Raw genomic sequence first — 21,000 nt, 5'->3', positions numbered from 1 at the left:
CGGTCGGTCCCATGGGGCGAATAAGAGGTCGTCTCCCTAGCCCGCCATGGCGGGCTTTTTTCGGATAGCGCCGAACTCAGGCACGCCGCCCACAGAAAGGTATACCGGTAATGCATCTCCGTGGAATTATCACGACAACTAAACTCTCCTCGTCCACCGCGGCAGCCGGATGGGCGCCGTTGCCGATAAGGTTGATCGTGGGCTTTGGCTTCCTTGCCCATGGCTATGCCAAACTCAGCAGAGGGCCGGGAAGCTTTGGCGTCGTACTTCAAACACTCGGTGTCCCAGAGCCTCAAGCGCTAGCATGGTTGACAACGCTGGTTGAACTTGTCGGCGGCGGTGCTGTCCTAGCGGGCGCATTCATTCGGCTCGTTAGCGTGCCGATGGCTATTGTGCTTTTGACTGCATTGTTCACGGTCCATTCCCAGTATGGATTCTTCTCGGTGAAATTTGCTGAGGTGACGGCCGAGGGGATCCGGTTTGGGCCTGTCGGCTACGAAATCATCCTGCTTTACCTAGCCGGCCTTGCAACGCTTGCAGTAGGCGGTCCTGGCCCTTTGTCGCTTGAGACGGTCTTGTCTCGAACCAAGGGAAATGAGCGCTCGAAATGACCACCCTTGCCCAACCCCAGCACGATCTTTCTGCAATTGAGATCGACGCCTTCGAAGACAGGATCTACGCCTACAACCGGGTAGCTGTGGGGCGTGATGACGATCAGGGCCTTGGTTTTGTGATCCGCGACGCGGTTGGACGTATCGTCGGCGTTGCAACGGGATTTTCCTGGGCAGGCACTTCCGAACTCAAACAGATGTGGATCGACGAGGCGCATACGTGGCTATGCGCGAGCGTTGTTGAACGCCTTCGCGGCCGAGGCTCGAGGCGTTCGGCGGATTTGGGTGCAGAGCCATGATTTCCAAGCCAGGAGTGTATGAAAAATCCGGCTTCGTGCGCGTAGCTGAATTTGCGGATTGGCCCGAGGGACACTCAAACGTCATTCTCTGCAAAATACTTGAAGAGCCGACTGCAACCCAATGACCCCCATCCGAATTGCGCAAGACCCTGACGCGGAAGCACTACCCGATATCGAACAGTCGGCGGGTGAAGCTTACCGTGGGATCGAGGAGCTTGCCTGGATTGCCGATGGCGATAACCAGACAGTCGAGCGCCACCGTGAACTCATCGCCAAGGGCACGTGCTGGGTCGCGGCGGAGCTCGACGACCCGCCGGTCGCATTCCTGAGCGCGGAGATCCAGGATGACACGCTGCACATCTGGGAACTTGCCGTGCGCCTTGATCGACAACGCTTGGGTATCGGACGCGCCTTGCTAGAAAAGGCCATTGCGGATGCGAGGCGTCGCTGCCTTGTCGCTCTTACCCTGACGACATTCCGAGACTTGATCTGGAACGCGCCATTCTACCAGAAGCTGGGTTTTCGGGTGATGGATGATGCGCAGGCCGGAGAGCGGCTTCGCCAGGTGCTGCGCCGAGAGGTCGAACACGGAATGCCGGCAAGCCGACGTTGCGCCATGCGCCTTGTTCTTTCTGAAACTTGAGCGCCTTAGCATGAGGATTCACATCCCTTTGACGCGATGAGGGAGGCGCCCCTGAGCTAGCACATTCGCTCCGATGCTCTGCCGACGTATAGGCCCGCTCTCGCTGAGAATTCCAAGGCATCCGTCACGTTCCTGTGAAGCTGTAACAGTCAATCGCTACGGGGCGAATAGTGGACTGTTATGGCGAGGCCTTCCCCGGCGACGGGATATGGCTTGTCGCCCATGGCAAGTGTTTGGGATCGAGCCGGAGGAGAAAGCCGATGCTAAAGCGCAATCAGGAAAAACTGCCCGACCTGGAAAAGCTGGAGGCCCTGCTAGGAAGGATGGTCGGCGATCTCGGTGCCATCACCACCGGGGCGGCGGTCCTGCTGGGAGACAGGCTCGGCCTTTTCGCGGCAATGAGCGCGGGCGGCAAGATGACCGCCGCACAGCTCGCCAAAAGGACCGACACGCAGGAGCGGCTGGTCCGCGAATGGCTCTCGGCGCAGGCGGCGGCAGGCTATGTCGAATATGACGAGGTGGGCGACAGCTTCTACCTCGGCCCCGAGCAGGAGCAGGTCTTCGTCAACGAGGACAGCCCCGCCTTCATGGCCGGCGCCTTCGAGGTCGTCTCGGCGCTGTGGCTCGACGAGGAGAAGGTCAGACAGGCGTTTCGCTCCGGCAACGGCCTCGGCTGGCACGATCACAGCGCCTGCCTGTTTCGCGGCACGGAACGGTTCTTCCGGCCCGGCTACAACGCCAATCTGATCGGCTCCTGGTTGCCAGCGCTCGATGGCGTGGTCGAGAAGCTGGAGCGAGGCATAGACGTCGCCGATGTCGGCTGCGGCCATGGCGCCTCTACCGTGCTGATGGCCAAGGCCTTCCCGAACTCGCGCTTTACCGGCTTCGACTATCACACCCCGTCGATCGAGCGCGCCCGCGCCGCCGCGAAAGAGGCGGGCGTCGCCGGCAACACCCACTTCGAAGTTGCGGCAGCCAAGGATTTCCCGGGCACCTACGATCTCGTCGCATTCTTCGACTGCCTGCACGACATGGGCGATCCGGAGGGTGCTGCCAAGCATGTGCACAACGCGCTCAAAGCGGATGGCACCTGGATGATCGTCGAGCCCTTCGCCCACGACCAGCTCTCGGCGAACCTCAACCCGGTCGGCCGCATCTATTACGCCGCCTCGACCTTCATCTGCACGCCTGCCTCGCTTTCGCAGGAGGTTGGTCTCGGCCTCGGCGCCCAGGCGGGCGAGGCCAAGCTGCGCAAGGTGGTGTCGGGCGGCGGGTTCAAGCGGTTCCGCCGCGCCACCGAAACCCCGTTCAACATGGTTCTCGAGGCACGCCCATAAGGCTGGCCAAGCAAGAGAGTCTTCGCAATCGATTGGAGGAAGGCATGACTGCTTACAACGTCGTTCGGTTCCGCACCAAGCCGGGCAAGGAACAGGCATTCATCGATGCACACAAGAAAGCGAGCCTCGACGCCACGGGCTTCCGAAAGGCCGCTCTGATCAAGACCGGCGACCGAACCTTCTGCGTCGTCGGTGAATGGAACGACTTGGACAGCCTCGCGGCGGCACGGCCCCAGATGATCGGCCTTTTGGACACCATGCGAGACATGCTGGAGGATCTCGGCGGCGACCTTGGCATGACCGATCCTGTCTCCGGAACGGTCGTCGCCGATATCAGGGCCTGAAGGGGCCTGGCTGCGGGCTTGGTGTGCACCCCCCTCGACCGCTTATGTGGGGGCCGGTCCATCAAAATCAGTGAGCGACGCACGAATTACTGGAGTGCGCTGAGCCTTCGACGTATAGGCTGTCGTGAGGCAAGGTTGAGGATCCGGCGTGACGATAGTCGACGATCGTCTTCTTGAAAGCAAGATGACCAAGGTGGAGCAGGCGCGAGCCTGGAGCCCACGCGTCATCTCGAAATTCGAGACGCTGATCAAGAGCGCCGACGACCACTCACTCTATCGCGTTAATCCGCTGACCTTTGCTCGCGACCGCGCGATCGCCGAGCCTGAAGCAATCGACCTCTTCCTGCATGCCGCCCGTTGTGGCTTGTTCGACATGAGCTGGGATGTGCTGTGTCCCCAGTCCGGGATGGTGCTCGACAGTTTCGGCGCCCTGCGCACGCTGAAGACCCACTACGTCTGTGGCCTGTGCGACGTATCGGGCGACACCAACCTCGACGACTTCATCGAGGTCACCTTCTCGGTATCGCCGAAGTTGCGGCGCCTGCCTTACCACGATCCCGAGACACTCCCTGTCGAGGATTTTCACTGGAAGCTCCACTTCGGACATGACGGGCGGCTACCGGGGCAAGACGTTCGCTTTCTTGACGTTCTGCGCGGCTTCGTTCGGGGCATGACGTTTCTGCCGCCCGGCACCACCACAGTTCTCCGCGCCGACTTGGGCCCGGGCGGCCTTTCGGGCGTCAACGTGCAGACGCAGGCCGCATTCGCTGTGCCAATATCAGGCGATCCGGTGTTGGCGCCGACACTTCTGAAGATCGATTATGACGGCAAACGCTTCTTGCCGGCGTTGCCCGCTGTGCCACCTGGTCCGATTGTCATTGAGGTAGCGAATACGGGGACAGTGCGAGGTTCGTTGCTTGTCATCAACTGGCCGCCCGAGCTTGTCGCGCTGACCACCAAGCCGGCGCTCGATTTCGACCCTTATGTTTCCGGTGGAGCGCTGCTTGCGCGGCAAACCTTCCGCCAGCTCTTCCGGTCCGAACGTGTCGACGAGAAGGAGGGGCTCGGCATCCGGCAGATCACCTTCCTGTTCACGGACCTCAAGGGTTCGACCGCCATGTATGAGCGCCTGGGTGACCTCAACGCCTATGCCTTGGTCCGCGAGCATTTTGCTCTGGTCAACGCGGCGGTTCAGCAACACTCCGGAGCGGTGGTCAAGACGATTGGGGATGCGGTGATGGCTGTATTCTCGCAGCCTTCGGATGCGATTTCGGCTGCACTCCACATCTTTGAAGAAATCGATCGCTTCAACGGCGACCATGACGGGCCGGGGATCATCCTCAAGATCGGGGCCCACTGTGGACCGTCGATCGCCGTGACGCTCAACGACAACCTCGACTATTTCGGCCAGACCGTGAATGTCGCCGCGCGCGTGCAGTCCTTGGCGGAAGCCGGACAGATCTGCATTTCCGAGGCGCTCTATTGCGCGCCCGGGGTTCGCGAAATGCTTGCCGGCCATCGTGTCGTGGCTTTTGACGCCCCTCTTCGAGGTGTGGAGGGTGATGCAACCGTCTATCGCATCATGCGCGAATAGACACCATTGCGTGCCAACGCCATTTCGCACAGCCTAGGAGTTGGACCTCAGGTCGTCCGCCAAGGTCTTGAGCAATTCAAGGGGATAGACTGGTGCTGCGAGAGAGGATTGAACTCTCGACCTCTCCCTTACCAAGGGAGTGCTCTACCACTGAGCTACCGCAGCCGCTGATGGCGGGGCTTCTGCCATATCGAACCGGCAAGCGCAAGGCCAAGAACAACGCTTCTGTGAATGCCTTTGCCGGATAGCTTTCAATGACATGGCGGTGCCACAATGTTGGCTATCCCTGAACGGCAGGTTTGGCCGGGTCGCCGGCCGGGACGGGACGATGAGCGACAAGACGATATCACCGAAAAAGGGCGGCACGAATCGCAAGGACCGGCTCGCCGAGCAGTTGCGCGCCAATCTGCAGAAGCGCAAGGCGCAATCGCGCTCGCGCCGCACGGGTGAAGCCGACCAGAGGCCGGACGGGCTCGGTGCCGCCAAGGAAATACAGAAAGATTAACTCAAATCGGCCACTCTTGGCCCGGATGCGTGGAAATCCTATTTCTTGAACCACACCGGCCAATGGTCTAGACGGGCCGATACTCAAACGATTGAACCGGCCTTTTTGGCCGAGAGGGACATTCTCCAATGGATCGCATCAGAATTGTCGGCGGCAACAAACTTGCCGGAAGCATTCCGATCTCGGGCGCGAAAAACGCCGCTTTGCCGCTGATGATCGCCTCGCTCTTGACCGACGACACGCTGACGCTGGAAAACGTGCCGCATCTGGCCGATGTCGAGCAGTTGATACGGATCCTCGGCAATCACGGCGTCGATTACTCGGTCAATGGCCGCCGCGAGAAGCAGAATGAAGGCTATTCGCGCACCATCAACTTCTCCGCCCGCAACATCGTCGACACGACGGCGCCCTACGAACTGGTGTCGAAGATGCGGGCGTCATTCTGGGTGATCGGGCCGCTGCTGGCCCGCATGGGCGAGGCCAAGGTGTCGCTGCCCGGAGGCTGCGCCATCGGCACGCGCCCGGTCGACCTGTTCCTCGAAGGCCTGCAGGCGCTTGGCGCCGATCTCGACGTCGACACCGGCTATGTCATAGCCAAGACCAAGAATGGCCGCCTGGTCGGCAATCGCTACGTCTTCCCCAAGGTCTCGGTCGGCGCCACCCATGTGCTGATGATGGCGGCTTCGCTGGCCAAGGGCGAGACAGTGCTGGAAAACGCCGCCTGCGAGCCTGAAATCGTCAACCTCGCCGAATGCCTCAACGCCATGGGCGCCAGGATTTCCGGCGCCGGCACGCCGACCATCACCATTGACGGTGTCGAATCGCTGTCGGGCGCGCGCGTGCGCGTCATTCCCGACCGCATCGAGACCGGCACCTATGCCATGGCCGTCGCCATGACAGGCGGCGACGTCGTGCTCGAAGGCGCGCGGCCGGAGCTGCTGCAGACCGCGCTGGACGTGATTTCGCAGACGGGCGCCGAGATCACCCAGACCAATTCCGGCATCCGCGTGAAGCGCAACGGCGCCGGCATTTCGCCGGTCGACGTGACGACCGCGCCCTTCCCGGCCTTCCCGACCGATCTGCAGGCGCAGTTCATGGGCCTGATGACGATGGCCAAGGGCAAGTCGCGTATCACCGAGACGATCTTCGAGAATCGCTTCATGCACGTCCAGGAACTGGCCCGACTCGGCGCCCACATCACGCTTTCTGGCCAGACGGCGATCGTCGACGGCGTGGCGAAGCTGAAAGGCGCGCCGGTCATGGCCACCGACCTTCGCGCGTCCGTCTCTCTGGTCATCGCCGGCCTCGCCGCCGAAGGCGAGACCACGGTCAACCGCGTCTACCATCTCGACCGCGGCTTCGAGCGGCTGGAGGAAAAACTGTCCAACTGCGGCGCGGTGATCGAGCGCATTTCCGCCTGACGATTGAAAGCCGCCAGCTTTCGCATAGAGACAGCCCCATAGGCCTTCATCCCCTGCCGGCACCGCAAACCCGAGGCAATTGCCTCGGGTGGAAGTCGTGTCGCGGTTGCACCGGCCGGAAAGACCGCCTAACAGAAGGCTGAAACCAACCTTAGGTGCAAATTCCGCATGGCCCTCAAGCTTATCGCGCTCGACGACCAGGATCTGAGCATCGTCTCGGCCCATGTCCAGGACGCCGTGATGAAGGTGTCGGACCTCGAATTCCTGCCTGCGGCCAAGCGTTTCGTGCTGACCATGAACCGTTTCGTCTGGGAGGCGAAGTCGGGCCTGTTCCGCCAACACAATGAGCGGCGGCAGGCCGTGCTGCATTTCGACCGGGTGCTGGGCGCCAAGACCAACGGCATTGCCCGCGACAAGCCGGCCGAGGTGCTGTCCCTGCTGGCAATCAGCTTCATCGAGATCAGCAAGCCGGCCGGCATCGTCGAAATCATCTTTTCGGGCGGCGGCACCATCATGCTCGATGTCGAATGCATCGAGGCCCGCCTTGCCGATATAAGCGGCGCGTGGGAAGCCACGTCGCGCCCCATTCACAAGGCTTGACCGGGCCATGGCCATCACGCTTCGCCAGTCCGACGCCGATTTCGAGCAGCGCTTCGCCGCTTTCCTGACAACCAAGCGGGAAGCGTCCGAGGATGTCGACGCAGCGGTTCGCCACATCATCGCGCGCGTGCGCGCCGAGGGTGACGCGGCCCTGATCGACTACACCCAACGGTTCGATCGGGCCGATTTGACGAGCCTCGGCATTGCCGTGTCGAAGCAAGACATTGCAGCCGCTTACGAGATGGCTGATCCAAAGGCGATCGAAGCGCTCGAATTCGCGCGCGATCGCATTCGCTCCCACCACGAACGGCAGCGGCCGAAAGACGATCGCTACACGGATGCCGCCGGCGTCGAGCTCGGCTGGCGCTGGACAGCGATCGAGGCCGTCGGGCTCTATGTACCGGGCGGCACGGCGAGCTATCCAAGCTCGGTGCTGATGAACGCCGTGCCGGCCCGCGTGGCCGGCATCGAGCGCGTCGTCATGGTTGTGCCGGCCCCGGGTGGCATCATCAATCCGCTGGTGCTGGTGGCGGCCGACATATCAGGCGTGACCGAAATCTACCGCGTCGGCGGCGCGCAAGCGATCGCCGCCCTTGCCTATGGCACAGAGACCATAAGGCCGGTCGCCAAGATCGTCGGACCGGGCAATGCCTATGTCGCGGCGGCCAAACGCCAGGTGTTCGGAACGGTCGGCATCGACATGATCGCCGGTCCGTCGGAAGTGCTCGTGGTGGCCGACGGCAACAACAATCCCGACTGGATCGCCGCCGATCTGCTCGCCCAGGCCGAACACGACGTGTCGGCGCAATCGATCCTGATCACCGACGATCCGGCCCTCGGCAAGGCGGTCGAACAGGCGGTCGAACGCCAGTTGCAGACCCTGCCGCGCGGTGAAACCGCAGCGGCGAGCTGGCGCGATTTTGGCGCGGTGATCGAGGTCGCGACCATCGAGGCCGCGCTGCCGCTGGTCGACCGCATCGCCGCCGAACATGTCGAACTGGCCATTGACGATGCCGAAGGGTTCCTGTCGCGGATGCGCAATGCCGGCGCCGTCTTTCTCGGGCGCCACACGCCGGAAGCCATCGGCGACTATGTCGGCGGCTCCAACCACGTGCTGCCGACCGCGCGCTCGGCGCGCTTCTCGTCGGGCCTGTCGGTGCTCGATTTCGTCAAGCGGACCTCGATCCTGAAGCTCGGGCCGGAGCAATTGCGCGTGTTGGCGCCAGCGGCGATCGCGCTCGCCAAGGCGGAAGGGCTCGACGCGCATGGCCGGTCCGTCGCTATCCGGCTGAACATGTAGGCCGAGATGACGGGCTCCGATCAAACCCGCGCAAAACTGATCGATGTCGAACTCGATGAATCGATCGGCCGTTCGACACCCGATGTCGAACATGAGCGGGCGGTGGCGATCTTCGACCTGATCGAAGAGAACAGCTTTCAGCCCGTCAACGACAGCGGGGCCGGCCCCTACCGGCTGAAACTGTCGCTGGCCGAGCAGCGCCTGGTCTTTGCCGTAGCACGCGAGGACGGCACCGCTGTGGTCACCCACATCCTGTCGCTGACGCCGCTTAGGCGCATCGTCAAGGATTACTACATGATCTGCGAAAGCTATTACGACGCCATCCGCTCCTCGACCCCCAGCCATATCGAGGCGATCGACATGGGCCGGCGCGGCTTGCACAATGAAGGTTCGCAGACGCTGATGGACCGGCTCTCCGGCAAGATCGACATCGACTTCGATACGGCGCGCCGGCTGTTCACGCTGGTCTGCGTGCTGCACTGGCGGGGCTAGCCCTGGTAACCGGCGCCCTGCCCCGCTCGATCCTGTTCGTGTGCGGCATGAATGCCGTGCGCTCGCCAATGGCCGAACAACTGGCGCGCCGGATGCTGCCCGCCACCATCTTCGTCGCCTCGGCCGGCGTACGCGCCGGCGAGCGCGACCCGTTCGTCGATGCGGTGCTGGCGGAGGAGGGCCTGTCGCTGGGCGAGCGCCATCCCAGGACGCTGGACGATCTCGAGGACGACTATTTCGACCTGATCGTGACGCTGGCGCCGGAGGCGCACCATGCCGCGCTGGAGCTCACCCGCTCGCTCGCCGTCGAGGTCGAATACTGGCCGACACAGGACCCGACCAATGCCGGCGGCACGCGCGAGCAGATCTTGGCGGCCTACCGCGACGTGCGCGAGCGGCTAAAGTTGCGCATAAGCCGACGTTTCTTGGCTTCAGAGGCAAAAAACGCGACAGATTAAGCGTGTTCACAAGCGGACGATTATCATATAGGTTCCGCCGAAATTCCGGCTAGAGTCGGATGATTTCAGGTCTGTTCGACCCGAAATCATCCGACTCTAAACCAAGAAGTAGAGCATGATGTCGTCCGAAAACCGCTTCACACTTTTCGGCATCATGCTCTAAGCGCTGGAACTGCAATCCAAGCAAAGGTATCGAATGCCGAAGGAAGAAGTCCTCGAGTTTCCGGGTGTCGTGACGGAATTGTTGCCCAACGCGATGTTCCGGGTGAAGCTCGAAAACGAACACGAGATCATCGCCCATACGGCCGGCCGCATGCGCAAGAACCGCATCCGCGTGCTGACCGGCGACAAGGTTCTGGTCGAGATGACGCCATACGACCTGACCAAGGGCCGCATCACCTACCGCTTCAAGTAAGATCGAGGCTTGGCCGGAACGCGATGAGCATTTTGCAGAAGCTGGTGCTTGCCTCGGGTTCGCCGCGCCGCATTGAACTGTTGCAGCAGGCCGGCATCGAGCCGGACCGTATCCTGCCAGCCGATATCGACGAAACGCCGCTGCGTGCCGAGCATCCGCGCTCGCTGGCCAAGCGGCTGTCGAAGGAAAAGGCCGAGAAGGCGTTCGCGTCGCTGAACACCGAGACGGATCATGCGCCGAGCTTCGTGCTGGCCGCCGACACCGTGGTTGCGGTCGGGCGGCGCATCCTGCCCAAGGCCGAGACGCTGGACGATGCCGCCAACTGCCTCGGCTTGTTGTCCGGCCGCTCGCACCGGGTCTATTCCGGCATCTGCCTGATCACACCGGGCGGCAAGCTGCGCCAGCGACTGGTCGAGACGCGGGTGCGTTTCAAGCGGCTGCCGCGCGAGGAGATCGAAGCCTATGTCGCCTCGGGCGAATGGCGCGGCAAGGCCGGCGGCTATGCCGTCCAGGGTCTCGCCGGCTCGTTCGTCGTCAAGCTCGTCGGCTCCTACACCAACATCGTTGGCCTGCCGCTCTATGAGACGGTGGCGTTGCTATCGGGCGAAGGCTTCAAGATCCATCAGAGCTGGCTGACCGCACGGCCATGAATTCCGACTCCAAAATCACGCCGCTGCGGCCGAAGCGCCCCTGCCCCGAATGCGGCAAGCCGTCGGCGCGCGACACCTTTCCGTTCTGCTCGGCCCGCTGCAAGGACATCGACCTCAATCGCTGGCTGAAGGGCGCCTATGTCATCAAGGCCCGCGACGACGAGGAAGAACCCGACACCGACGAGCCCAAGTAAGACCGGGATCGCCCGTCAGGCGGCCTCGGTCTTGCGGCTGACGCGTGCCCAAGCCGGCAGCCAGTCGCCGTGAGCAGCCAGGAGATCATCGACCAGTGACCAGATCTGGTCGAGGTCGAGTTCGGCCGCCGTGTGCGGATCCATCATCGCCGCATGGTAGATGTGCTCGCGGTTCTCGCTCATCAGCGCCCGCACCGTCAGTTCCTGGACGTTGATGTTGGTGCGGATCAGCGCCGTCAATTGCGGCGGCAGGTCGCCTATATAGGTCGGCTGGATGCCGGAGGCATCGACCAGGCATGGCACTTCGGCGGCGCAGTCGCGGGGCAGCGAGGTGATGCAGCCATTGTTGCGGACATTGCCGTAGATCACCGACGGTTCGCCGGTCCAGACCGAGTTCATGATCGAGGAGGCATACTCCCTGGACTCCTCGACCTCGATGCGCTGGGCCGAGCGGTAGGCCTGCGCCTGGTCTTTCCAGCGCTCGATCTGCTCGATGCAGCGCTTGGGGTATTCGTCGAGCGGAATGCCGTATTTCTCGATCAGATCGGGGCGACCCTCCTTGATGAAATAGGGCGTGTATTCGGCGAAATGCTCCGAGCTTTCGGTGACGAAATAGCCGAGCCTGGTCAGCATCTCGTAGCGCACCTTGTTGGGGCAGCGCGGATTCCAGCCGGGTTTGGGCGCGCGGCCTTCGCGATAGGCGCGCACGAGATCCGGATAGAGGTCGCGGTAGGAGCCGTCGGGCTGGCGGTGCTCGAATTTCAGGTAGAAGGCCATGTGGTTGATGCCGGCCGAGCGGTAGCGGATGTCCTCGTAGGGAAGGCCGAGATCATGCGCCAGTTCCATCGCCGTGCCCTGCACCGAATGGCAGAGCCCGACCTGCTTGATAGTGGGGTATTTCTCCGAAATCGCCCAGGTGTTGATCGCCATCGGGTTGACATATTGCAGCATGATCGCTTCGGGGCAGACGGCGAGCATGTCCTCGCAGATCTTCCACAGATGCGGCACGGTCCTCAGGCCGCGCATGATGCCGCCGACGCCGAGCGTGTCGGCGATCGTCTGGCGCAGGCCGTATTTCTTCGGCACTTCGAAATCGGTGACCGTGCAGGGCTCGTAGCCGCCGATCTGGAAGGCGACGACGACGAAATCGGCCCCGGCAAGTGCCTTGCACTGGTCGGAATAGGTCTCGGCCTTCGCCTTCACGCCGAGCGTTGCGATCAGCTTGTTGACGACAATGGCGCTCTCTTCCAGCCGCTGCGGATTAATGTCCATCAGCGCGATCGTCGCGCCCGAGAGGGCTGGCCGCTGCAGCACGTCGCCGACAATGTTCTTCATGAACACGGTCGAGCCGGCGCCGATGAAAGTGATCCTGGGATGTCTTGCCATGCTAACCTCCGGCATATGTTCAAGCCACATCGAAAGCGGCTCGGACGAGCCGTTCGGTGTAGGCGGTCTTGGGTTTGGTGAGGACCTCGTCGACAGGTCCCTGCTCGACGATCTTGCCGTGCTGCATGACGATAACGCGGTGGCACAGCGCGCGCACCACCTTGAGATCGTGCGAGATGAAGAGGTAGCTAAGGCCGCGCTCGTCCTGCAGCTTGCGCAAGAGGTCGATGATCTGCGCCTGGACGGAGAGGTCCAGCGCCGATGTCGGCTCGTCGAGCAGGATGAATTCGGGCTCAAGCGCGATGGCGCGGGCGATCGCGACGCGCTGGCGCTGGCCGCCGGAGAATTCGTGCGGGAACCGCGACAGGATATCGCCCGGCATGCCGGCGCTGACCAGCGCCTCGCGCACCCGGTCGACCCGCTCGGCTCGCGTCGCGCCGATGCTGTTGACGATGAGCCCTTCCTCGATGATCTGGCCGATCGTCATGCGCGGATTGAGCGAGGAGAACGGATCCTGGAAGACGATCTGCATGCGCGAGCGCAACGGCCGCATCTCGTTGCGCGACAGGCCCTGGATCGGTTGGCCGTCGAAACGGATCTCGCCGCGCCTGGCGTCGATCAATCTCAGCAGCGCCTGGCCGAAGGTGGTCTTGCCGGAACCGGATTCGCCGACCAGCCCCAGCGTCTCGTGGCGGCAAAGCCTGAGGCCGAGATCGTCGACGGCGACCAGCTCGCGCCAGTCCGGCTTCAGGAAACCGCCGTGGCGCAGCATGAAGCAGACGCGCACGTCATTCGCCTCGAGGATGGCGCCGCTGCCCTCAGGAAGCGGTTGCGGACGTCCGCGCGGCTCCGAGGCGAGCAGCCGCTGCGTGTAGGGGTGCTGTGGGTCCGCAAACAGCCGTTCGGTGACGTTGTGCTCGCACATCGCGCCATGCTGCATGACATAAACATAGTCGGAGAATTTGCGCACCACGGTGAGATCGTGGGTGATCAGGATCACCGCCATCCGCAGCTCTTTCTGCAGATTGCGGATCAGGTTCAGGATCTGCGCCTGGACGGTGACGTCGAGCGCGGTGGTCGGCTCATCGGCAATCAACACGTCAGGATCGTTGGCCAGCGCCATGGCGATCATCACGCGCTGCCGCTGACCGCCCGAAAGCTGGTGCGGATATTGCTTGAGCCGCGCCTCCGGCTCGGGGATCTGGACATGCCGCAGCAGTTCGAGCGCCCGTGCCCAGGCCTGCCGGCGGCTCACCTTACGGTGCACCCGGATCGCCTCGACGATCTGGCTGCCGACCGTATAGATCGGGTTGAGCGAGCTCATCGGCTCCTGGAAGATCATCGAGATGCGGTTGCCGCGCAGCTTGCGCCGCTCGCTCTCGGGGAATTTCAGGATGTTCTGGCCGTCGTAACAAATGCTCGACCGGGGCGAAACGGTGGCCCGCCGCGACAGCAGCCCCATGACGGCGCGCGCCGTCACCGACTTGCCGGAACCGGATTCGCCGACGATGGCAATCGTCTCGCCGCGATAGAGCTGGAACGAGATGTCCTTGACCGCTTCGACAACACCGTGCTCGACCTTGAAGGCGACCTCGATATTGCGGGCATCGATGATGGGCTGGTCCTGGCGACCGTCATGGTCATGACGAACGGTCGGGGCGAAGGAATCGGCGAGTACGACGGTCATCCCAGCCACCTCAATACGGATCGACGGCGTCACGCAGGCCGTCGCCCAGCGCGTTGAAGGCAAAAACGGTGGCAAGCACGAAACCGACCGGCGACAGGATCCAGGGATAGGTGCCGATGACGGAATAGGTCGCGGTGTCCTGCAGCATCAGGCCCCACGAGATCAGCGGCGGCTTGACCGCGAAGCCGAGGAACCCGAGGAAGGATTCGAGCAGCACCACCGTCGGGATCGCCAAGGTGACGGCGACGATCACGTGGCTCATCACGTTGGGCAAGATGTGCTGCAGGACGATGCGCCGGTCAGTGGCGCCGACCGCCATGGCGGCGCGCACATATTCGATGCGCGCCAGCGCCAGCGTCTTGCCGCGCACCTCGCGCGACATCTGCGCCCAGCCCAGCGCCGACATGACGATGATGACGAAGGCGAGGAAGACGTTGGTCGGCGCGGTGACGGGGATCAGCGTCGTCAGCGCCAGATAGAGCGGCAGTTGCGGGAAGGCCAGCACCAGTTCGACGAAGCGCTGCATCCAGACGTCGAACCGGCCACCGAAATAGCCGGAAACCATGCCGACGGTGGTGCCGATGACGGTGATGATGAAGACGACGGTCAGCGCGATCATCAGCGAGACCCGCGAGCCGTGGATGGCGCGCGACAGCACATCGCGGCCGAACTTGTCGGTGCCGAGGAAATGTACAGGCTGGCCGTCCGTCGAAGCAAAGAAATGCCGGTCCGCCGGGATCAGCCCGAAGAGCTTGTAGGGCGCGCCCTCGACGAAGAAGCCAAGCAGCCTCGGATGGTCGTAGTCGGGGCCGACGACGGGCTGGAAGGTGACCGGATCGAGGTCGGCCGAATCGGCCAGCGCATAGACCCGTGGCCGCGCGACGAAATTGCCGTCCTTGTCGTGGAAGGAAGGCAGTTGCGGCGGGGCGAAGCCGACATCGGTAGCCTTCGGATCCATCGGTGCCAGGAATTCGGCGAACACAGCCATCACCAGCAGCAGCACGACGAGCCAAAGCCCTGCCATGCCGGTCCAGGAGCGCTTCAGCCGGCGCCAGACGAGCGCGACATAGCTCTCATTGCCGCGCGCCGGTTTGGCGACGATGGGTCCTTCGGCCGGCAGCGGCGGGGGTGATGGATCGCGGGCAAGCATCTAGCTCTCTCCGTATTGGCGGATGCGCGGGTCGAGCAGGACGAGCAGCATGTCGGCGATGATGTTGCCGACGATCAGCGTCGCCGACAGCACCATCATGAAGGTAGCGGTGACATAGACGTCGCCGACCGCCATCGAACCGACGATCGCCGGGCCGACGGTCGGCAACGCGAAGATGATCGCCGTCTCGATCTCGCCGGTGAGCATGTAGGGCAACACCACGCCCTGATACATGACGAGGGGATGCAGTGCATTGGGCACGGCATGGCGCATGACGACAGCGCTGCCGGTCAGACCCTTGGCTCTCGCCGTCTCGACATATTGCGCGTTGAGCGTATCCAGCAGATTGCCGCGCATGACGCGCATGTTGTAGGCGAGGCCGCCGAAAGTGGCGATCGCCACGACCGGCCAGACATGCTTGACCAGGTCGACGAACTTCGCCCACGACCACGGCGCGCCGCCAAATTGCGGCGAGAAGAATGAGCCGATTTCCGACACGTTGAACTGGAAGACGAGGAGATAGACGATGATCAGCGCCATCAGGAAGCGCGGCACGGTCATGCCGAGGAAGGAGATGGCCGAGAGCGTCGAGTCGATCCAGGTGTATTGCCTTGTCGCCGCCCATATGCCGAAGGTGATGCCCAGCACCGAGGCCAGCAGATGACAGACCAGCGCCAGGAGCAGCGTGCGCGGCAGGCGCTCGCCGACGACATCGGCCACCGGCTTGTTGTAGTAGAGGCTGTAACCGAAATCGCCGCGGGTGATGATGCCGCCGATCCAATTGAGATACTGGACGGGCAGCGGCTTATCGAGGCCGTGTTCGACGCGGTAGGCCTGCGCCTGTGCATCGGCCTCGGCGAAGGACGCGCCACCCTGGTTGATCAGCTGCGAACGGATGTAGTCGGCATAGTCGCCGGGCGGCGCCTGGATGATGGCGAAGGTGACGAGGCTCAGGATTGCGAGGACCGGAATTGCCGACGCTATGCGCATAGCCAAGAATCGCAGCATGGACGGTCGGCTTCCTCATTTCGCCGGACGCTCCCATTGAGGGTCGTTCGGAGGGTTGGTCTGTCCCGGCCGCGCCCGCGGCGCGACCGGGTCTCTCTTGGTCAGGGGAGGTAAACTTACATCGGGCCCTTGTCCCCGGGCTTGCCGGGAAGCTCCTGCGGGAACAATTCGTATTTCGCCTGCTTGCCGGCCGCGACGAAGACGCGTTCGCGGACAATCGAATCCTCGGCCCAGTTGAACATGAAGATCGGCGTGCCCTGCGGAATGTTCGAGAAGCGCTTGTTGACGATCAGCGCGCCGGGATATTCCGTCAGCCCGACATTGTAGACGTGTTCGGTCGAGATCTTCTGGAACTCTTTCATCAGACTGGCGCGTTTGTCGTTGTCCTCTGACGCGACGAACTTGTTGACGATGTCGACGAGGTCTTTTTCGAAAGGCATCAGGTCGACCTCGCCGCTTTCCGGCGCACGGTGATTCCAGCTGGTTTTCGGGCCGACGGGCGCAAGCTGTTCAGTGTTCTGCACGACCGAGGTCAGTTCCTGGTCGTTGCGCCGGATCAGCCAGTCGAAACGGCCGGAATATTGCGAGGCGTCGCGCTGGGTTCCGTTGAGGCCGTTCAGCACGACCCTCAAGCCCAGCTTTTCCATTTGCGCGACGACACCTTCGGCAAGGCTTTTGTCGGTGCCGTAGTCGTTGTTGACCAGCATCACGATCTCGACGTTCTTGCCGCCGGCGGTGCCGGCCGGGAAGTTCACGAAACCGTCGCCGTCGGTGTCCTTGAGGCCGGCCTTGGCAAGTTCGGCCTTGGCGCCCGCGAGGTCGAACGGATAGTAGACGGTCGACTTGCGGTCATAGAAGCTGGTGCCCGAGGAGAAGCCGCCGGGATAGATGGCGGTGAACGGCCCCTTGACCAAGGAGGCGCCCAGCGCCTTGCGGTCGAGCGCCATGGTGACGGCCTTGCGGAAGTCCTCATTGCGGTTCAGCTCACGAACTGCCTGGCTTCGCTCGTCCGGGTTGCCCCAGCCATTGGCGGAATAGTTCATGCGCAGATTGTAGCCGATGAGGCGTGGACCGAAGGCGAGCCGTGCCGGCGCGTTCGCTTCAGCGGCGCGCTTCAGCGAGGCGACAAAGTTTTCCGGCTGCTCGAGGTTGGAGAAGTCGCCCGAGCCGGCGACCGCCTGGACGTCGCGGTCGGCCCAGGTCGACAGCTTGTATTGCAGTTCGTTGAGATAAGGCAGCTGGTTGCCCTTCTCGTCGACCTTCCAATAGTAGGGGTTGCGGCGCATGACGATGATGTCGTCCGGCCGGTATTCGACCGGAACCCAGGCGCCCATCACCGGCATGTTCATATATTCCGGCGGGAAGGCGTTCTTGAACTGGTCGTAGGTGTTCTTCGAATATTTCGGATGCTGCGGCTTCAGTATGTGCGCGGGGCCTGGGCAGAAGGTGCCGTAGGCCATGGCGTAGAGGTATTGTTTCGGGAAGGCTTCCTTGAACGTCCACTCGACAGTGTAGTCGTCGATCTTCTTCAGCGTCGTGCCGACGCCGAAGGTTTCCGGCGTCGCGCCATTGAGCGGCGAGACGTTCGGGTCGACCACCTCGTCATCCCAATAGAACATGACGTCGTCAGCGTTGAAGGCCACGCCATCGGACCATTTGGCCCCCTCGATCAGATGCATGGTCAGCTTGTGGCCGTCCTTCGACCACTCCCAGCTTTTGGCGAGGTTCGGCAGCGGCTCGGTGTCCTTGGCTTCGACCTGGAACAGCGGCGCCGTGCGCGTCAGGCATTCGGAGAGGCCGATATCGATGCCGCCCCAGCCTTGCGTCTGGCCGGCGCCATAGTTCCAGCCTTCCGGCCGGCCGCCGATGACATGGCGCATGGTGTCGCCATAGACGCCGACGCCGTCAGGCATGTTGGCCGTCTTGAAGACCAGCGGCTCCTTCGGCAGCCTGTCCTTCACCGGCGGCAGCTTGCCGGTCTTCACGTATTTTTCGGTCACCCAATCCGGCTCGTGATATTCCGGCAGGGCCTTGAACTCCAGGATGGAGTCGCGCGCGACGTATTTGATCTTGCCCTCGGCCGGAAAGGTCGCCGGCACCGGCGGGACTGTCGGCTCTGAAGCGAAAGCGTTGAGTGCCGGAACCGAGACGCTCAGCGCCAGTCCGGCGGCAATGCCAATGCTGCGTAGGTTTCTCATAATCTCCTCCCTCATGTTCAGACGTTTTCTGCTGCTCGTCTTCTGCCCGAAACTGGCTGCGGTGGACCTGCCTCCCGTGTGTCCGCCGCGCCCGGATTTTTCAGCCGGCCTGTTTGAGCGCGGCTTTTTCGGCACGCAATTCCTCGATCGAGCGCACGTTTCGCCGCGCAGCACCGGCCCATTCACGGGTCTTGACCGCGGATTTCGACAGCCGCTCCTTGGCGGCCGGAACCGCATGCGCATATTGCGGCAGCCATTGAGCCTGGGCGACGACCATCTCGTCCACCATCTGCCAGACTTCCTCCGGCGTCGACACCGCACCGACCAGAGGGTCGTGCAGCACGGCGAGCTTCAGGAGATCGATGTCGCCTGATATCGCGGCATGGACCGACATGCGCTGGACGTTGATCGAGGACATGCAGGTGGCCGCACAGGCTTCCGGCAGCGTGATGCCGGCGGCCATGTTGATGCCGAAACGGTCGACGAAGCCGGGCGACTCGATGATGGCGTCCTGCGGCAAATTGATAATCACCCCATTGTTCCTGACGTTGAAGTGGCCGCGATAGACGCGGTTGGTCTCCAGCGCCTCCAATATGTGGCTGGCATGCTCGTTGGAGCGCTTTTCCGGATCGATCGGCTTCGACGCCGCTTCGAGGAATTGCGGATACTCCGTCTCGAACCAGTTGCGGGTTTCGGTGGAGTAGCGGAGATAGCCGCCGGTCTCGCCATGGATCCAGTCCGACATGTCGATCCAGCGCGTGATCTCGTCGGGGCGCTTGCGGTACCAGGGCAGATATTCGGAGAGATGGCCGTTGCTCTCGGTCGAATAGACGCCGAAGCGCTTCAAGACATCGATGCGCAGCTTTTCCTGCTGCGAATAGACCGGATGCGCCTCGAAGGCGGCGATCAGCTCATCCTTGCCGATCCTGCGGCCATTCAGCCGCAAATCGATGAACCAGGTCTGGTGATTGATGCCGGAACAGACATAGTCGAGCTCGTGCCTGGACTTCGCACCCAGCACCTCGGCGATCTGCTCGGCGCCATGCTGGACGCCGTGGCAGAGGCCGACCGTGTCTACCTTGCCGTATTCGATCGCCGCCCAGGTGTTCATGGCCATCGGGTTGGCGTAGTTGAGGAATTTGGCGCCCGTCGCGGCGACCTCACGTATGTCCTTGCAGAAGTCGAGGATCACCGGGATGTTGCGCTGACCATAGAGGATGCCACCGGCGCAGATTGTGTCGCCGACGCACTGGTCGATGCCATATTTCAACGGAATGCGGATGTCGTCGGCATAGGCCCCCAGACCGCCGACCCGCACACAGCTGATGATATAGCGCGCGCCTTCGAGCGCCCTGCGGCGATCGGTTGTCGCCGTCACCCTCGTTGGCAATCCGTTCGCCTCGACGACCTTGTCGAGGATCGCCTTGATCATCCCGAGATTGTGTTCGCTGAGGTCGGTCAGCGCGAATTCGACATCCCTGAATTCGGGCACGCACAGGATGTCCGTGAACAGTTTCTTGGTGAATCCGACACTGCCGGCACCGATGATAGCGATTTTGAAACTCATCTCCCGCACCTCATCCTATTCCAGTGACAGGCCGGGAGTGACAGGGGGGCGGTCGCAGCCACATGCCATTGCATGTGTGCGAGACAAGCCGGATTCTGGCCTGTCGACCTCCCTGTCCGCTCCTCGCCTGCGGATCTCTCTCGCTTTTCGAGGGGGATTATGCCCTTATTCACGAGCGCGACCAGAGAAGGATTATGCTTTCAAGGGTAATTTTGTGCTACGAGATTTGATCGCCAACGGACAGTCGATGCGCACGATCTCGCTGCCGCGCGGCCGGCAGCGCCTGCATGCCATGCCGACAAGCACCGGCTATGAGGTGCGCGAGGACGAGATCTATGACTGGGACGGACGCAAACGCGGCCAGACGCCGTTCACCGTGCTCCAGCACACGATCAGCGGCACCGGCCGGCTGCGCTACGAGAACCGCAACTACCGCCTGCAGGAGAACGACACGCTGCTGGTGCTGGTGCCGCACAACCACCGCTATTGGCTGGCGAGCGACGAGCGCTGGGAATATTTCTGGATCTCGATGAACGGCGAGGAGGCGCTGCGCATCCACAAGTCGATCCTCAGCATCTCCGGTCCGGTGTTCCGGCTTAAGCCGGCTACGATCGACCACCTTGCCGATTGCAGCCTGCGCCTCATCAAGGGGGCGGCCTCAGCGGGTGCCGCGTCCGCTATCGCTTACGAGGCGGCGATGGCGCTCTATGACGATGTCTTCGGCTCACATGCCTTTGCCGAAAAACAGAGCGCCATGCAACCGGTCATCGACCATATCAACGCCAATCTCGACAAGCCGCTGCCGGTGGCGGAGCTCGTCCAGATCAGCGGCCTCAGCCGGGCTCATTTCTCGCGCTGCTTCGCAGAGAGCGAAGGCCTGCCGCCCGCTGAATTCGTGCTGCAGCAGCGCCTGCAGCGGGCGGCGAAGCTGTTGACCAAGGCGGACTTCCTGCCGGTGAAGGAAGTCGCCATCCTGTGCGGCTTCGAGGATGCGAACTATTTTTCGAAGGTCTTCCGCCGCCTCTACGGCACCACGCCCAGCCAGTTCCGCACCACCGGCATGTATGCCAGTCTGCGAACGCCGGCCAGACGCGGCGTCAGGGTATCGGACGACGAGATATGATGCCGCTTTGAGGCCTGT

At 62.7% G+C, this 21,000-nt stretch carries 22 protein-coding genes and 1 tRNA gene; 16 read left to right on the top strand and 7 right to left on the bottom strand.

The window, feature by feature from the left end:
• The first annotated feature begins 110 nt into the window (after window positions 1-110).
• From FJV83_RS31735 to FJV83_RS31710, 6 genes are all read left to right on the top strand, one after another.
• On the top strand, window positions 111-611 hold the full coding sequence (locus FJV83_RS31735; RefSeq protein ID WP_142887320.1) for a DoxX family protein: 501 nt from the start codon (window positions 111-113) through the stop codon (window positions 609-611).
• Window positions 608-910 (top strand): hypothetical protein, encoded by a 303-nt coding sequence (locus FJV83_RS31730; RefSeq protein WP_246691946.1) that lies wholly within the window; start codon window positions 608-610, stop codon window positions 908-910. The genes FJV83_RS31735 and FJV83_RS31730 overlap by 4 nt, the downstream gene beginning before the upstream one ends.
• A gap of 121 nt (window positions 911-1,031) precedes the next feature.
• Window positions 1,032-1,553, top strand: coding sequence for a GNAT family N-acetyltransferase (locus FJV83_RS31725; protein WP_142887319.1), 522 nt, complete (start codon window positions 1,032-1,034; stop codon window positions 1,551-1,553).
• A gap of 260 nt (window positions 1,554-1,813) precedes the next feature.
• Window positions 1,814-2,890, top strand: a complete 1,077-nt coding sequence (locus tag FJV83_RS31720; RefSeq protein ID WP_142887318.1) for a class I SAM-dependent methyltransferase — start codon at window positions 1,814-1,816, stop codon at window positions 2,888-2,890.
• Window positions 2,891-2,934: 44 nt separating this feature from the next.
• On the top strand, window positions 2,935-3,234 hold the full coding sequence (locus tag FJV83_RS31715; protein ID WP_095775287.1) for an antibiotic biosynthesis monooxygenase: 300 nt from the start codon (window positions 2,935-2,937) through the stop codon (window positions 3,232-3,234).
• Between the two features lie 148 nt (window positions 3,235-3,382).
• Entirely contained in the window at window positions 3,383-4,828 is a 1,446-nt protein-coding gene (locus FJV83_RS31710) for an adenylate/guanylate cyclase domain-containing protein (RefSeq protein ID WP_095775286.1), read from the top strand.
• 90 nt (window positions 4,829-4,918) lie between these two features.
• On the opposite strand, the gene FJV83_RS31705 is transcribed toward FJV83_RS31710, so the two are convergent.
• Window positions 4,919-4,993: transfer RNA gene (locus FJV83_RS31705), tRNA-Thr, on the bottom strand.
• A gap of 163 nt (window positions 4,994-5,156) precedes the next feature.
• Between FJV83_RS31705 and FJV83_RS31700 the strand changes: the two genes are divergently transcribed.
• The 9 genes from FJV83_RS31700 (at window position 5,157) to yacG (ending at window position 10,863) form a co-directional block, all read left to right on the top strand.
• The gene (locus tag FJV83_RS31700) at window positions 5,157-5,333 is read left to right on the top strand and encodes a hypothetical protein (RefSeq protein ID WP_095793804.1); all 177 of its coding nucleotides are present in this window, start codon (window positions 5,157-5,159) and stop codon (window positions 5,331-5,333) included.
• 128 nt (window positions 5,334-5,461) lie between these two features.
• Complete coding sequence (murA, locus tag FJV83_RS31695; RefSeq protein WP_010914066.1) at window positions 5,462-6,754, top strand: UDP-N-acetylglucosamine 1-carboxyvinyltransferase; 1,293 nt, start codon at window positions 5,462-5,464, stop codon at window positions 6,752-6,754.
• Between the two features lie 168 nt (window positions 6,755-6,922).
• Entirely contained in the window at window positions 6,923-7,354 is a 432-nt protein-coding gene (locus FJV83_RS31690) for a DUF2948 family protein (RefSeq protein ID WP_095775284.1), read from the top strand.
• Between the two features lie 7 nt (window positions 7,355-7,361).
• Window positions 7,362-8,654, top strand: coding sequence for a histidinol dehydrogenase (gene hisD / locus FJV83_RS31685; RefSeq protein ID WP_142887317.1), 1,293 nt, complete (start codon window positions 7,362-7,364; stop codon window positions 8,652-8,654).
• A 6-nt stretch (window positions 8,655-8,660) separates the two neighbouring features.
• Entirely contained in the window at window positions 8,661-9,146 is a 486-nt protein-coding gene (locus FJV83_RS31680) for a UPF0262 family protein (RefSeq protein WP_023776484.1), read from the top strand.
• Entirely contained in the window at window positions 9,134-9,604 is a 471-nt protein-coding gene (locus tag FJV83_RS31675; RefSeq protein ID WP_095793806.1) for a low molecular weight phosphatase family protein, read from the top strand. The genes FJV83_RS31680 and FJV83_RS31675 overlap by 13 nt, the downstream gene beginning before the upstream one ends.
• Window positions 9,605-9,800: 196 nt before the next feature.
• Window positions 9,801-10,019, top strand: coding sequence for a translation initiation factor IF-1 (gene infA / locus FJV83_RS31670; protein ID WP_006200926.1), 219 nt, complete (start codon window positions 9,801-9,803; stop codon window positions 10,017-10,019).
• 23 nt (window positions 10,020-10,042) lie between these two features.
• Entirely contained in the window at window positions 10,043-10,669 is a 627-nt protein-coding gene (locus tag FJV83_RS31665) for a Maf-like protein (RefSeq protein ID WP_095775281.1), read from the top strand.
• Entirely contained in the window at window positions 10,666-10,863 is a 198-nt protein-coding gene (yacG, locus tag FJV83_RS31660; protein WP_095775280.1) for a DNA gyrase inhibitor YacG, read from the top strand. The genes FJV83_RS31665 and yacG overlap by 4 nt, the downstream gene beginning before the upstream one ends.
• A gap of 15 nt (window positions 10,864-10,878) precedes the next feature.
• Here the strand turns inward: yacG and FJV83_RS31655 are convergent, their stop codons facing one another.
• From FJV83_RS31655 to FJV83_RS31630, 6 genes are all read right to left on the bottom strand, one after another.
• Complete coding sequence (locus tag FJV83_RS31655; RefSeq protein ID WP_142887316.1) at window positions 10,879-12,249, bottom strand: alpha-glucosidase/alpha-galactosidase; 1,371 nt, start codon at window positions 12,247-12,249, stop codon at window positions 10,879-10,881.
• 19 nt (window positions 12,250-12,268) lie between these two features.
• Window positions 12,269-13,936 carry an ABC transporter ATP-binding protein gene (locus FJV83_RS31650; RefSeq protein ID WP_142887315.1) on the bottom strand — a complete coding sequence of 556 codons (1,668 nt, stop codon included), beginning with the start codon at window positions 13,934-13,936 and terminating at the stop codon, window positions 12,269-12,271.
• Between the two features lie 10 nt (window positions 13,937-13,946).
• A complete protein-coding gene (locus FJV83_RS31645) occupies window positions 13,947-15,086 on the bottom strand; it encodes an ABC transporter permease (protein WP_095775277.1) in 1,140 nt (379 codons plus the stop codon).
• Complete coding sequence (locus FJV83_RS31640; RefSeq protein WP_095775276.1) at window positions 15,087-16,094, bottom strand: ABC transporter permease; 1,008 nt, start codon at window positions 16,092-16,094, stop codon at window positions 15,087-15,089.
• A 116-nt stretch (window positions 16,095-16,210) separates the two neighbouring features.
• A complete protein-coding gene (locus FJV83_RS31635; protein ID WP_095775323.1) occupies window positions 16,211-18,292 on the bottom strand; it encodes an ABC transporter substrate-binding protein in 2,082 nt (693 codons plus the stop codon).
• Window positions 18,293-18,392: 100 nt separating this feature from the next.
• Window positions 18,393-19,859, bottom strand: a complete 1,467-nt coding sequence (locus FJV83_RS31630; protein WP_095793809.1) for an alpha-glucosidase/alpha-galactosidase — start codon at window positions 19,857-19,859, stop codon at window positions 18,393-18,395.
• Between the two features lie 214 nt (window positions 19,860-20,073).
• On the opposite strand from FJV83_RS31630, the gene FJV83_RS31625 reads away from it, so the two are divergent.
• Window positions 20,074-20,982 carry an AraC family transcriptional regulator gene (locus tag FJV83_RS31625; RefSeq protein ID WP_246691945.1) on the top strand — a complete coding sequence of 303 codons (909 nt, stop codon included), beginning with the start codon at window positions 20,074-20,076 and terminating at the stop codon, window positions 20,980-20,982.
• The last annotated feature ends 18 nt before the right edge of the window (window positions 20,983-21,000 follow it).

The sequence above is a fragment of the Mesorhizobium sp. WSM4307 genome, assembly GCF_007003945.1.
Taxonomy (GTDB): domain Bacteria; phylum Pseudomonadota; class Alphaproteobacteria; order Rhizobiales; family Rhizobiaceae; genus Mesorhizobium.
The sequence above is the reverse complement of the archived record's forward strand: the minus strand, read 5'-3'. Positions and strand labels throughout refer to the sequence as shown.

What these genes read in the sequence shown, in the direction of transcription:
- FJV83_RS31735 (WP_142887320.1), top strand. Translation starts at nt 111, where the DNA reads ATGCATCTCCGTGGAATTATCACGACAACTAAACTCTCCTCGTCCACC.
- FJV83_RS31730 (WP_246691946.1), top strand. Translation starts at nt 608, where the DNA reads ATGACCACCCTTGCCCAACCCCAGCACGATCTTTCTGCAATTGAGATC.
- FJV83_RS31725 (WP_142887319.1), top strand. Translation starts at nt 1,032, where the DNA reads ATGACCCCCATCCGAATTGCGCAAGACCCTGACGCGGAAGCACTACCC.
- FJV83_RS31720 (WP_142887318.1), top strand. Translation starts at nt 1,814, where the DNA reads ATGCTAAAGCGCAATCAGGAAAAACTGCCCGACCTGGAAAAGCTGGAG.
- FJV83_RS31715 (WP_095775287.1), top strand. Translation starts at nt 2,935, where the DNA reads ATGACTGCTTACAACGTCGTTCGGTTCCGCACCAAGCCGGGCAAGGAA.
- FJV83_RS31700 (WP_095793804.1), top strand. Translation starts at nt 5,157, where the DNA reads ATGAGCGACAAGACGATATCACCGAAAAAGGGCGGCACGAATCGCAAG.
- murA (WP_010914066.1), top strand. Translation starts at nt 5,462, where the DNA reads ATGGATCGCATCAGAATTGTCGGCGGCAACAAACTTGCCGGAAGCATT.
- FJV83_RS31690 (WP_095775284.1), top strand. Translation starts at nt 6,923, where the DNA reads ATGGCCCTCAAGCTTATCGCGCTCGACGACCAGGATCTGAGCATCGTC.
- hisD (WP_142887317.1), top strand. Translation starts at nt 7,362, where the DNA reads ATGGCCATCACGCTTCGCCAGTCCGACGCCGATTTCGAGCAGCGCTTC.
- FJV83_RS31680 (WP_023776484.1), top strand. Translation starts at nt 8,661, where the DNA reads ATGACGGGCTCCGATCAAACCCGCGCAAAACTGATCGATGTCGAACTC.
- infA (WP_006200926.1), top strand. Translation starts at nt 9,801, where the DNA reads ATGCCGAAGGAAGAAGTCCTCGAGTTTCCGGGTGTCGTGACGGAATTG.
- FJV83_RS31665 (WP_095775281.1), top strand. Translation starts at nt 10,043, where the DNA reads ATGAGCATTTTGCAGAAGCTGGTGCTTGCCTCGGGTTCGCCGCGCCGC.
- yacG (WP_095775280.1), top strand. Translation starts at nt 10,666, where the DNA reads ATGAATTCCGACTCCAAAATCACGCCGCTGCGGCCGAAGCGCCCCTGC.
- FJV83_RS31655 (WP_142887316.1), bottom strand. Translation starts at nt 12,249, where the DNA reads ATGGCAAGACATCCCAGGATCACTTTCATCGGCGCCGGCTCGACCGTG.
- FJV83_RS31650 (WP_142887315.1), bottom strand. Translation starts at nt 13,936, where the DNA reads ATGACCGTCGTACTCGCCGATTCCTTCGCCCCGACCGTTCGTCATGAC.
- FJV83_RS31645 (WP_095775277.1), bottom strand. Translation starts at nt 15,086, where the DNA reads ATGCTTGCCCGCGATCCATCACCCCCGCCGCTGCCGGCCGAAGGACCC.
- FJV83_RS31640 (WP_095775276.1), bottom strand. Translation starts at nt 16,094, where the DNA reads ATGCTGCGATTCTTGGCTATGCGCATAGCGTCGGCAATTCCGGTCCTC.
- FJV83_RS31635 (WP_095775323.1), bottom strand. Translation starts at nt 18,292, where the DNA reads ATGAGAAACCTACGCAGCATTGGCATTGCCGCCGGACTGGCGCTGAGC.
- FJV83_RS31630 (WP_095793809.1), bottom strand. Translation starts at nt 19,859, where the DNA reads ATGAGTTTCAAAATCGCTATCATCGGTGCCGGCAGTGTCGGATTCACC.